Origin of the sequence: Bacillus sp. FSL R10-2780, from assembly GCF_038006125.1 — a bacterium.
In the GTDB taxonomy this organism is placed as follows: Bacteria; Bacillota; Bacilli; order Bacillales; family Bacillaceae_G; genus Bacillus_A; species Bacillus_A cereus_U.
Map to the genome: position 1 here is coordinate 4,287,512 of NZ_JBBOUQ010000001.1, position 12,430 is coordinate 4,299,941.

Genomic DNA, 12,430 nt, shown 5'->3' on the forward strand with positions numbered 1-12,430 from the left:
AGAATAGAGTCATTCTGTGCCATTCTTTATAAAAATATTATTCACATTTTTCAAACTACAGGGGGCTTGCGAAATGCAAAAGCTAGAATTGCTGTATGAAGGTAAGGCAAAAAGAATTTATCGTACAGAAGCAGCAGATATGGTTTGGGTAGAGTACAAAGATAGTGCGACTGCTTTCAATGGGGAGAAAAAAGCGACAATTACAGGAAAAGGTCGTTTGAACAATGAGATTACAACTTTATTGTTCAGAAAGTTACAAGAAGTTGGAATTAAAACACATTTTGTAGAGAAGTTATCTGATACAGAACAACTTGTCAAAAAGGTGAGTATTATTCCATTAGAAGTTGTCACAAGAAACGTAATTGCAGGTAGTCTTTCAAAAAGACTAGGAATGGAAGAAGGAACTGCTCTTACAGCACCAATCGTAGAATTTTACTACAAAGATGATGATTTAGGAGATCCACTTGTAACGGAAGATCATATTCGTTTGTTAAATGTTGCAACACCAGAGCAAGTAAGCGTATTACGAGATGCAGCTCTACAAATCAATCAAGTGTTGATTGAGCATTTCGCAAGCTGTCGTGTAAGATTAGTAGATTTCAAATTAGAGTTTGGCGTAACAGAAGAAGGGGAAATCATATTAGCAGATGAAATTTCACCAGATACTTGCCGTTTATGGGATGAAACGAGCAATGAAAAATTTGATAAAGATGTATTCCGTCGTGATCTTGGGAATTTAACAGAAGCATATGAAGAAATTTTAAAACGTTTAGGGGGAGCTTCACATGTATAAAGTTAAGGTATATATAACGTTAAGAGAAAGTGTATTAGATCCACAAGGAACTGCGGTAAAGGGAGCACTTCATAGTCTTTCATTTACAGAAGTACAAGACGTTCGAATCGGAAAGTATATGGAATTAACAATTGATAAATCAGTATCTGATTTGGATAGCAAGGTAAAAGAAATGTGCGAAAAACTATTAGCAAACGTTGTAATGGAAGACTACCGTTATGAAGTTGAGGAGGTTGTCGCACAGTGAAATTTGCCGTAATAGTATTTCCAGGTTCGAACTGTGATGTTGATATGTTTCATGCAATTAAAGATGAGCTTGGCGAAGAAGTAGATTACGTTTGGCATGATACAGAGAACTTAGATGAGTATGATGCGATTCTCTTACCAGGTGGATTCTCTTACGGTGACTACTTACGCTGTGGTGCTATTTCTCGCTTTGCTAATGCAATGAAAGCAGTGCAAAAAGCTGCTGAGCAAGGAAAGCCGATTTTAGGTGTATGTAATGGATTCCAGATTCTTGTTGAATCAGGATTACTACCAGGAGCATTAATGAGAAACGAAAACTTAAAGTTTATGTGCCGTACTGTTCAGTTACGTGTTGAAAATAATGAAACGATGTTTACATCACAATATGAAAAAGATGAAGTAATTAACATTCCAATTGCACATGGCGAAGGAAATTACTATTGTGATGAAGCGACTCTTAAACAATTAGAAGAGAATAATCAAATCGCATTCCGTTACGTAGAAAATCCGAATGGAAGCGTTTCAGATATTGCAGGTATTGTAAATGAAAAAGGAAATGTTCTTGGTATGATGCCACACCCAGAGCGTGCTGTAGATGAATTACTTGGCGGTGCTGAAGGGTTAAAAGTCTTTCAATCTATCTTAAAACAGTGGAGGGAAACATATGTCGTTAATGCTTGAGCCAAATCCAACACAAATTAAAGAAGAGCGTATATATGCGGAAATGGGGCTAACAGACGAAGAGTTTGCCATGGTTGAAAAGATTTTAGGCCGTTTGCCGAATTATACAGAAACGGGACTATTCTCTGTTATGTGGTCTGAACATTGTAGTTATAAAAATTCAAAGCCAGTTCTTCGTAAGTTTCCAACGACAGGTGAGCGTGTCTTACAAGGACCTGGAGAAGGCGCTGGAATTGTAGATATCGGTGATAATCAAGCGGTTGTGTTTAAAATGGAAAGTCATAACCATCCTTCTGCAATTGAGCCATATCAAGGGGCGGCAACAGGTGTCGGCGGTATTATTCGCGATGTATTCTCTATGGGCGCACGTCCGGTAGCCCTATTAAACTCACTTCGTTTCGGTGAATTACAATCACCACGTGTGAAATATTTATTCGAAGAAGTAGTAGCAGGAATCGCAGGATACGGTAACTGCATCGGGATTCCTACTGTTGGTGGAGAAGTACAGTTTGATCCATGTTATGAAGGAAATCCACTTGTAAATGCAATGTGTGTAGGCTTAATTAATCATGAAGATATAAAAAAAGGGCAAGCGCATGGTGCTGGTAATACAGTAATGTACGTAGGAGCATCAACTGGTCGTGATGGTATTCACGGTGCAACATTCGCATCTGAAGAGCTATCTGAAAGCTCAGAAGCGAAGCGTCCGGCGGTTCAAGTAGGGGATCCATTTATGGAGAAACTTCTTATTGAAGCATGTTTAGAACTTATTCAGTCTGATGCACTTGTTGGAATTCAAGATATGGGAGCTGCTGGTTTAACATCATCTTCTGCAGAAATGGCAAGTAAAGCAGGTATGGGTATTGAAATGTACTTAGATGATGTACCGCAGCGTGAAACAGGAATGACTCCATATGAAATGATGTTATCTGAATCACAAGAGCGTATGTTAATCGTTGTGAAAAAAGGTAGAGAGCAAGAAATAGTAGATTTATTTGAGAAGTATGGTCTTGCAGCAGTTACGATGGGGAAAGTAACGGAAGATAAAATGCTTCGCTTATTCCATAAAGATGTAATGGTAGCTGAAGTACCGGCGGATGCTCTTGCAGAAGAAGCACCAATTTATTATAAACCGTCAAAAGAAGCAGCATACTTTGCTGAGTTCCAGCAGATGAAAATGGAAACACCGCAAGTAGAGGATTATAAAGAAACGTTATTATCTCTATTACAACAACCAACGATTGCAAGTAAAGAGTGGGTATATGATCAATATGATTATCAAGTGCGCACTAGCACAATCGTTACACCAGGTTCAGATGCAGCGGTTATACGTGTACGCGGTACAGAAAAAGGATTAGCAATGACGACAGATTGTAATTCTCGCTACATTTATCTAGATCCAGAAATGGGCGGGAAAATTGCAGTAGCAGAGGCGGCACGTAATATCGTATGTTCTGGCGGGGAGCCACTTGCAATTACAGATTGCTTAAACTTTGGTAATCCAGAAAAGCCAGAGATCTTCTGGCAAATTGAGAAATCAGTAGACGGTATGAGTGAAGCTTGTCGCAAGTTACAAACGCCAGTTATCGGTGGGAATGTATCAATGTATAACGAGCGTAGTGGTGAAGCTGTATATCCAACACCAACTGTTGGGATGGTTGGACTGGTACACGATTTAAAACACGTAACAACACAGGAATTTAAACAAGCTGGCGATTTAGTTTATGTAATTGGGGAGACGAAAGCTGAGTTTGGCGGAAGTGAATTACAGAAAATGATCTACGGAAAAATTTTCGGTCAATCACCAAGCATCGATCTAGATGTAGAATTAAAACGCCAAAAACAATTACTAGCAGCAATTCAAGCTGGACTTGTTCAATCTGCACATGATGTTGCAGAAGGTGGTTTAGCAGTTGCAATTACTGAAAGTGCAATTGGTGCTAACGGTTTAGGTGCTACTGTGAAATTAGATGGGGAAGCAACAGCAGTATTATTTGCAGAATCACAATCTCGCTTTGTTATAACTGTAAAACGTGAAAATAAAGAAGCATTTGAGAAAGCGGTTGAAGCAATTCAAGTTGGAGAAGTTACAAATACAAATGAAGTAACAATTCATAATGAAGAAAATGAAGTATTACTTACAGCAAATGTAGATGAAATGAGAAAGGCTTGGAAAGGGGCAATCCCATGCTTACTGAAATAAAGGGGTTAAATGAAGAATGTGGCGTTTTCGGAATTTGGGGGCATGAAAATGCAGCACAAGTTTCGTACTACGGATTGCACAGTTTGCAGCACCGTGGGCAAGAAGGCGCAGGCATTGTTGTAAATAATGGGGAAAAAATCATCGGTCACAAGGGGTTAGGTTTAATATCAGAAGTGTTTTCAAGAGGTGAGCTAGAGGGATTAAACGGAAAATCAGCAATTGGACACGTACGATATGCAACAGCTGGTGGAAGTGAAGTTGCTAACGTTCAACCATTATTATTCCGTTTTTCCGATCATAGCATGGCGTTAGCTCATAACGGAAATTTAATTAACGCAAAAATGCTTCGTCGTGAATTAGAGGCAGAGGGAAGTATTTTTCAAACAAGTTCAGATACAGAAGTACTTTTACACCTCATTAAACGTAGTACAAAAGATTCTTTAATTGATAGTGTAAAAGAGGCTCTAAATAAAGTGAAAGGTGCGTTTGCATATCTTTTACTAACTGGAAATGAAATGATCGTTGCGCTAGATCCAAATGGATTCCGTCCTCTTTCAATTGGAAAGATGGGGGATGCTTACGTTGTAGCATCGGAAACATGTGCTTTTGATGTAGTTGGTGCAACATACATTCGTGATGTAGAACCTGGTGAATTGCTTATTATCAATGATGAAGGAATTCACGTAGATCGTTTTACAAATGAAGTAGACCATGCGATTTGCAGTATGGAATACATTTACTTTGCACGTCCAGATTCTAATATCGCTGGTATTAATGTTCATGCAGCACGCAAAAACATGGGGAAACGTTTAGCGGCGGAAGCTCCTATTGAAGCTGATGTTGTTACTGGTGTACCAGACTCTAGTATTTCAGCAGCAATTGGTTATGCGGAGGCGACAGGAATTCCGTATGAGTTAGGATTAATTAAAAATCGTTACGTTGGACGTACGTTTATTCAACCTTCTCAAGAACTGCGTGAGCAAGGGGTTAAGATGAAGCTCTCAGCAGTAAGAGGTGTAGTTGAAGGAAAACGAGTTGTTATGATTGACGATTCTATCGTAAGAGGAACGACAAGTAAAAGAATTGTTCGCATGCTTCGCGAGGCTGGAGCGACAGAAGTCCATGTAAGAATTGCTTCACCACCTCTTAAGTATCCATGCTTCTATGGCATTGATATTCAAACGAGAAAAGAATTAATCGCGGCAAATAATTCAATAGAAGAAATCCGTCAAATCATCGGAGCAGATTCTTTAACATTTTTAAGTGAAGATGGATTAGTAGATGCAATTGGACGCCCATATGAAGGGAAATACGGTGGTCTATGTATGGCTTACTTCAATGGAGACTATCCAACAGCTCTTTATGATTATGAGCAAGAGCTTTTAGAAAGTATGAAATAAGAAGAAAAAAGCTTCTACTTCTTTTGATGTAGAAGCTAGCTTCTTTCTTAAAACGGCCGCCCTGGATGGGGAGAAATTAAAAGACGAGGTGTAAAAAACGATGGCGAATGCATATAAGCAAGCAGGAGTAGATATTGAAGCTGGATATGAAGCGGTATCTCGCATGAAAAAACACGTACAAACAACAATGAGAAAAGAAGTGCTAGGCGGTTTAGGCGGTTTTGGAGGTATGTTTGATCTATCAAAATTTGCATTAGAAGAACCTGTATTAGTATCTGGAACAGATGGCGTGGGAACGAAATTGATGCTCGCTTTTATGGCAGATAAACATGACACAATTGGTATTGATGCAGTAGCAATGTGTGTAAATGATATTGTTGTCCAAGGAGCAGAGCCGCTTTTCTTCCTTGATTATATTGCTTGTGGTAAAGCTGAACCTAGTAAAATTGAAAACATCGTCAAAGGTATATCAGAGGGCTGTCGCCAAGCTGGTTGTGCATTAATTGGTGGAGAAACAGCTGAAATGCCAGGAATGTATTCTACGGAAGAATACGATTTAGCTGGTTTTACAGTTGGAATTGTTGATAAAAAGAAAATTGTAACAGGTGAAAAAATTGAAGCTGGTCACGTATTAATTGGCTTAGCATCTAGCGGCATTCATAGTAACGGTTATTCTTTAGTAAGAAAAGTACTACTAGAAGATGGAGAACTATCTTTAGATCGTATTTACGGACGCTTAGAACTACCTCTTGGTGAAGAATTATTAAAACCAACGAAAATTTATGTCAAACCTATTTTAGAACTATTGAAAAAACATGAAGTATACGGTATGGCACATATTACAGGTGGTGGATTCATTGAAAATATTCCACGTATGTTGCCAGAAGGAATCGGTGCGGAAATTGAATTAGGATCTTGGCAAGTTCAACCGATTTTTAGTTTACTTCAAGAGGTTGGAAAACTAGAAGAGAAAGAAATGTTCAATATTTTTAACATGGGTATTGGTATGGTAGTAGCAGTAAAGGAAGAAGAGGCAAGAGATATTGTTCGTCTTCTTGAGGAACAAGGCGAGAAAGCTCATATTATTGGACACACTGTACAAGGATCTGGTGTTACCTTTATTGAGGGAACAGAAGTATGAGTAGATTAGCAGTTTTTGCTTCTGGGAGCGGCTCTAACTTTCAATCTCTTATTAATGCGGTAGAAGAAAAAAGATTGGATGCAGATATTAGTTTATTAGTATGTGATAAACCAGAGGCACGCGCTATTGGACGGGCACATTATCACCATATTCCGTGTTTCACCTTTTTAGCGAAAGCATATGAGTCAAAAGAAGCATTTGAAAGAGAGATATTAAAGAAGCTAGAAGAGTATGAAATTGATTATGTTATTTTAGCTGGATATATGCGTTTAATTGGACCGACTTTACTAGCAGCATACGGCGGGAAAATTATTAATATTCATCCATCACTATTACCGAGCTTTCCAGGTAAAGATGCTGTTGGTCAAGCGTTAGAAGCAGGTGTGAAAGTAACTGGAGTAACGATTCATTATGTAGATGCAGGTATGGATACAGGTCCAATTATTGCGCAAGAAGCAGTAGTTGTTTCTGAAGGAGATACGAGAGAAAGCTTACAAAAGAAAATTCAACAAGTTGAACATAAATTATACGTAAATACAGTGAATCAAATTGTTCAGTCTGTGAAAAAACCAACTGTTAACTAACATACAACCAGGGGTGAAGGATAAATGAAAAAGCGTGCATTAGTAAGTGTTTCAGATAAAACAGGAGTAGTAGAATTTGTTAAAGGTTTACTTGAACAAGGGATTGAAGTTATTTCAACAGGTGGTACGAAAAAATTATTAGAAGAAAACGGCTTGCAAGTAATTGGTATTTCTGAAGTAACTGGTTTCCCAGAAATTATGGATGGCCGTGTAAAAACATTACATCCAAATATTCATGGTGGTCTATTAGCAGTTCGTGATAATGAAACGCATGTAGCGCAAATGAATGAATTAGGTATTCAACCAATTGACTTTGTTGTTGTTAACTTATACCCATTTAAAGAAACAATCGCTAAGCCTGATGTAACATTTGCTGATGCAATTGAAAATATTGATATCGGTGGCCCAACAATGATTCGCTCTGCTGCGAAAAATCATAAATTTGTATCTGTAATTGTAGATCCGGTCGATTATGATGTTGTATTAGCAGAACTGAAAGAGAACGGTGAAGTAACAGAGGAAACGAAACGTAAATTAGCAGCGAAAGTATTCCGTCATACAGCAGCATATGATGCGTTAATTTCTAACTATTTAACAGAGCAAATGGGCGAAGAAAGCCCTGAAACAGTAACGGTGACATTTGAGAAAAAACAAGATTTACGCTATGGCGAAAATCCACATCAAAAAGCGACATTCTATAAAGCGCCATTCGCAGCAACTTCTTCTGTTGCATACGCAGAACAATTACACGGTAAAGAATTATCTTATAACAATATCAACGATGCGGATGCAGCACTTAGCATCGTGAAAGAATTTACAGAACCGGCAGTAGTAGCGGTAAAACATATGAATCCATGTGGCGTTGGGGTAGGCACGGATATTCATGAAGCATACACACGTGCTTATGAAGCGGATCCAGTATCAATCTTCGGCGGTATTATTGCAGCAAATCGTGAAATTGATAAAGCTACAGCAGAAAAGTTACACGAAATTTTCTTAGAAATTGTTATCGCTCCTTCGTTCTCGCAAGAAGCTTTAGAAGTGTTGCAAAGCAAGAAGAACTTACGCTTACTAACTGTAAATATTGAAAAAGCGACAAGTGCAAGTAAAAAACTAACTTCTGTACAAGGTGGTCTTCTTGTTCAAGAGGAAGATACGTTATCATTAGATGAGGACGCAATTTCAATTCCAACGAAACGTGAACCATCAGAGCAAGAATGGAAAGATTTAAAACTAGCTTGGAAAGTTGTAAAGCATGTGAAATCAAATGCAATTGTTTTAGCGAAAGATGATATGACAATTGGTGTTGGTGCTGGACAAATGAATCGTGTAGGTTCTGCGAAGATTGCAATCACACAAGCTGGCGAAAAAGCACAAGGTAGCGCACTTGCATCTGATGCTTTCTTCCCAATGCCAGATACAGTAGAAGAAGCAGCAAAAGCTGGAATTACAGCGATCATTCAACCAGGCGGATCGATTCGTGATGAAGATTCTATTAAAGTGGCAGATGCGTATGGGATTACTATGGTGTTCACTGGTGTACGTCATTTCAAACACTAATAGCGGTTGTTTAAAAAGTCCGGTCAAGATAACTGTCGCATGTCGTCGTTGCAATGTCAGTACGGTACTCATGTAGGAAAGCTACACTCCGTGTCCTCCTGGCAAATGCGCCTCGACCTGCTCGGTTCTCTCGATCCTCCCTTTTAAACTGTTATTGTTAGGGTTGTTTAAAAAGTCCGGTCAAGATAACTGTCGCATGTCGTCGTTGCAATGCCAGTGCGGTACTCATGTAGGAAAGCTACACTCCGTGTCCTCCTGACAAATGCGCCTCGACCTGCTCGGTTCTCTCAATCCTTCTTTTTAAACTTTTATTGATATGAAAACAAACTAGGAGCATAGCTTCTAGTTTGTACTTATTTAATTATTGGGGGATGAAATATGAATGTTTTAGTAATCGGCCGCGGTGGACGTGAGCATGCTTTAGCTTGGAAGTTTGCACAATCTGAAAAGGTAGAAAAAGTATATGTAGCGCCAGGTAATGAAGGTATGCGAGATGTTGCAACACCAGTTGATATTGATGAGAATGATTTTGATGCACTAGTCTTATTTGCAAAAGAGAATAATGTAGGCTTAACTTTCGTTGGACCAGAAATTCCACTTATGAATGGAATCGTTGATCGTTTTAAGGAAGAGGGACTTCGTGTATTTGGGCCTAATAAAGCGGCTGCTGTTATTGAAGGTAGTAAAGCTTTTACAAAAGAATTGATGAAAAAGTATGATATTCCAACTGCGGCATATGAAACTTTTACAGACTATGAAGAGGCAGTAAAGTACATTCAAAAAGTTGGTGCACCGATCGTAATTAAGGCAGATGGGTTAGCTGCTGGTAAAGGTGTAACGGTAGCAATGACGCTTGAAGAGGCATTGCAAGCTGTGAAAGAAATGCTACAAGATGTGAAATTCGGCGCAGCAAGCAAGAAGGTCGTTATTGAAGAGTTTTTAGATGGACAAGAATTTTCATTAATGGCATTTGTAAATGGAACAATTGTACATCCGATGGTAATTGCTCAAGATCATAAACGAGCTTTTGACGGCGATAAAGGTCCTAATACAGGCGGAATGGGCGCATATTCTCCAGTACCACAAATTCCGGAGTCAGCGGTTCAAGAAGCGATTCAAACAGTATTACATCCAACTGCTAAAGCGATGATCCAAGAAAATCGTTCGTTTACAGGAATTTTATATGCGGGGCTTATTTTAACGAATGATGGTCCAAAGGTAATTGAGTTCAATGCACGCTTTGGTGATCCTGAAACGGAAGTTGTATTACCACGCTTAGAAAATGATTTAGTTGATGTATGTAACGCTGTATTAGATGAAAGTGAATTAACGTTACAATGGTCAAAGGAAGCAGTTATTGGTGTCGTACTTGCTTCGAAAGGATATCCAGAAGCATATAAAAAAGGTGAAATTATTAACGGATTAGATGCACTGCAAGATGTGATTGTTTTCCATGCGGGTACAGCGATGAAACATGGTGACTTTGTAACAAACGGTGGCCGTGTATTATTTGTTGCTTGTAAGGCGAATAGTTTACAAGAAGCGAAAGATAAGGTCTATAAAGAAATCGGTAAAATTGAGAGTGATGGTTTATTTTACCGAAGTGATATAGGATATCGTGCAATTGGTCATGAGATGACGAGAAGCTAATGTATAAAAAATCCCGCTGATTTCTCAGCGGGATTTTTATGCATCTTTATCTTTTTTTAATTTCCCTTTTTGCTTTGCCATTTCTCGAAGTAAATACTCGATGTGTGCATTGACGCTACGAAACTCATCATTCGCCCATTTTTCGATGACTGCGTGTAATTCAGGATCAATACGTAATGGAAAGCTTTTCTTTTTGGCCATAATCACTTACAACCTTTAGTATAGGCTTCCTGTATTAATAACTGGTTGCGCACCTTTATCTGAAACGATGGCAACTAATAAATTGTTCACCATATTTGCTTTACGCTCGTCATCGAGTTCCAGTACGCCTTCTTCATCTAACATATGGATTGAATCTTTCGCCATCTTCACAGCACCTTCAACAATCTCTTTTCTAGCAGCTAAAACTGCTTTTGCTTGTTGACGTTGGAGCATTGCATGGGCAATTTCTGTTGCGTAAGCTAAATGTGTTAAACGAGTTTCTAATACTTCTACGCCAGCGATTTCAAGACGTGCTTCTAACTCACGCTTTAATTCTTCAGAGATTTCTTCAGTATTTCCTCGTAACGTGATACAAGTTTCATCTTGGAAATTATCATAAGGATATTTTGTAGCAACGTGGCGAATTGCTGTTTCACTTTGAATTTCTACGAATCGATCGTAATGCTCAACACCAAACATTGCTTTTGCAGAATCAACAACTTTATATACGATAACAGCTGCAATTTCAATTGGATTGCCCTCAACATCGTTTACTTTTAATTTCTTACTGTTAAAGTTTTCAACACGTAAAGATACAGTTTGACGAAACGCGAATGGAATTGTTAAAAATAAACCATTTTGACGAATTGTTCCTAAATAACTACCGAAGAACGTAATAACTTTCGCTTGATTCGGTTGAACGATACCGATACCTGTAGCTAAAACAGATGCTAATATGAGAGCTAAAATAGCTATTACAAACATTTCTTGTACCAGGCAAAATACACCGATAGCGGCTAAAACTAAAATTCCAATAACGCCGAGAAATCCATTAACATAAAATACTTGTTTTTCTTTCATATGATCGCCTCCTGATATAAAAATGATATCACTTTTATATCATTACATGCAAGGTTTTTATACCTAATTTTCTGAATCTTATTGATTGATTTATGTACGTTTTAGGGATAAAACTCCAAAAAGATAAGAATATACGTTCTGTTTTGTGATAAAATAAAGAAGACTTAGCCGCCCACTGCAGCAGCTAAGTCTCTTTGAGAGCATCTTGCATCGTGACAAATGATTCAAAGCGGTTTTGCCAGGATTAATTCTTCAATCGCTGACTCAATCTCTTTGTCAGAAGTGTCATAACTTCCATTTGACTTTGGTTTGTCATGACTGGAAGCTTGCTTAACTTCCTCTTTATTATGGCCTTTTTCAGTAAAGTTCATGCTAGGCATTTTAAATGCGCTCATATTCATATATTTTCCAAACTTACAGGCTTCAACAATAGGGCAGAAACGAACGATTCCCTCCGCAATTTTCATGGCACCAATCCATAGCAAAACTTTAGACCAAGTGCACCAAGGTTTACGTACGAGTTTAGCTGTACTACAACCGAAGAGGATGAGTCCGAGTGTAATTCGAATTAGAGCACTAATTGTGCCGATGTTTTGCTTCATTAGAAAAACACTCCTTTTTGATGAACTTCGAAATAGAAATACTATTTCATTTGTTAGTATTCCGTATAAGCTTTTTGATATGTAATCCAACATTTGACGTTGAAAAAGATGTTGGATTGGGCGTGTGTGTAGGTAGCTTTTTTTGTTATAATGAAAGAATGCGTAAAAGGAAGTTCAAAAAGTCCGGTAAAGATAGCTGTCGCATTTCATCGTTGCATACGCCAGTCCGGTACTCATGTAGGAAAAACTACATTCCGTTCCTCCTGGCGAATGCGCCTCGACCTGCTCGGCTCTCTATATCCTCCTTTTTGAACAAATATAGTAAGGAAGTTCAAAAAAACTGGTAAAGATAGCTGTCGCATTTCATCGTTGCATACGCCAGTCCGGTACTCATGTAGGAAAAACTACATTCCGTTCCTCCTGGCGAATGCGCCTCGACCTGCTCGGCTCTTTATATCCTCCTTTTTGAACAAATATAGTAAGGAAGTTCAAAAAAACCGGTAAAGAT

Annotated in this window: 12 protein-coding genes; 9 read left to right on the plus strand and 3 right to left on the minus strand. The window is 38.5% G+C overall.

Features of this window, described 5'->3' with window-relative positions:
- Positions 1-73 precede the first annotated feature (73 nt).
- The 9 genes from purC to purD all read left to right on the plus strand — a co-directional run bounded on the left by purC (position 74) and on the right by purD (position 10,258).
- Complete coding sequence (gene purC / locus NSQ47_RS22370; RefSeq protein WP_002159505.1) at positions 74-793, plus strand: phosphoribosylaminoimidazolesuccinocarboxamide synthase; 720 nt, start codon at positions 74-76, stop codon at positions 791-793.
- Positions 786-1,040, plus strand: coding sequence for a phosphoribosylformylglycinamidine synthase subunit PurS (purS, locus tag NSQ47_RS22375; protein ID WP_002159504.1), 255 nt, complete (start codon positions 786-788; stop codon positions 1,038-1,040). The genes purC and purS overlap by 8 nt, the downstream gene beginning before the upstream one ends.
- Entirely contained in the window at positions 1,037-1,720 is a 684-nt protein-coding gene (purQ, locus tag NSQ47_RS22380; RefSeq protein WP_002159503.1) for a phosphoribosylformylglycinamidine synthase subunit PurQ, read from the plus strand. The genes purS and purQ overlap by 4 nt, the downstream gene beginning before the upstream one ends.
- Positions 1,704-3,923, plus strand: a complete 2,220-nt coding sequence (gene purL, locus NSQ47_RS22385) for a phosphoribosylformylglycinamidine synthase II (RefSeq protein WP_341038009.1) — start codon at positions 1,704-1,706, stop codon at positions 3,921-3,923. Before purQ ends, purL begins: the two co-directional genes overlap by 17 nt.
- Complete coding sequence (gene purF, locus NSQ47_RS22390) at positions 3,908-5,323, plus strand: amidophosphoribosyltransferase (protein ID WP_002091359.1); 1,416 nt, start codon at positions 3,908-3,910, stop codon at positions 5,321-5,323. The genes purL and purF overlap by 16 nt, the downstream gene beginning before the upstream one ends.
- Positions 5,324-5,423: 100 nt before the next feature.
- Entirely contained in the window at positions 5,424-6,464 is a 1,041-nt protein-coding gene (gene purM, locus NSQ47_RS22395; protein WP_341038010.1) for a phosphoribosylformylglycinamidine cyclo-ligase, read from the plus strand.
- Positions 6,461-7,048: a phosphoribosylglycinamide formyltransferase gene (purN, locus tag NSQ47_RS22400; protein ID WP_016103383.1), complete on the plus strand. Its 588-nt coding sequence runs from the start codon at positions 6,461-6,463 to the stop codon at positions 7,046-7,048. Before purM ends, purN begins: the two co-directional genes overlap by 4 nt.
- 24 nt (positions 7,049-7,072) lie before the next feature.
- Positions 7,073-8,608 (plus strand): bifunctional phosphoribosylaminoimidazolecarboxamide formyltransferase/IMP cyclohydrolase, encoded by a 1,536-nt coding sequence (purH, locus tag NSQ47_RS22405; protein WP_078179982.1) that lies wholly within the window; start codon positions 7,073-7,075, stop codon positions 8,606-8,608.
- Positions 8,609-8,986: 378 nt separating this feature from the next.
- The gene (purD, locus tag NSQ47_RS22410) at positions 8,987-10,258 is read left to right on the plus strand and encodes a phosphoribosylamine--glycine ligase (protein WP_078173560.1); all 1,272 of its coding nucleotides are present in this window, start codon (positions 8,987-8,989) and stop codon (positions 10,256-10,258) included.
- A 36-nt stretch (positions 10,259-10,294) separates the two neighbouring features.
- Here purD and NSQ47_RS22415 read toward each other — a convergent pair whose 3' ends face one another.
- The 3 genes from NSQ47_RS22415 to NSQ47_RS22425 all read right to left on the minus strand — a co-directional run bounded on the left by NSQ47_RS22415 (position 10,295) and on the right by NSQ47_RS22425 (position 11,922).
- The gene (locus tag NSQ47_RS22415; protein WP_001085171.1) at positions 10,295-10,459 is read right to left on the minus strand and encodes a toxin-antitoxin system HicB family antitoxin; all 165 of its coding nucleotides are present in this window, start codon (positions 10,457-10,459) and stop codon (positions 10,295-10,297) included.
- Between the two features lie 15 nt (positions 10,460-10,474).
- On the minus strand, positions 10,475-11,320 hold the full coding sequence (locus NSQ47_RS22420) for an SPFH domain-containing protein (RefSeq protein WP_002063557.1): 846 nt from the start codon (positions 11,318-11,320) through the stop codon (positions 10,475-10,477).
- Between the two features lie 224 nt (positions 11,321-11,544).
- Positions 11,545-11,922, minus strand: a complete 378-nt coding sequence (locus NSQ47_RS22425; protein ID WP_002159494.1) for a YgaP family membrane protein — start codon at positions 11,920-11,922, stop codon at positions 11,545-11,547.
- Positions 11,923-12,430: the final 508 nt, after the last annotated feature.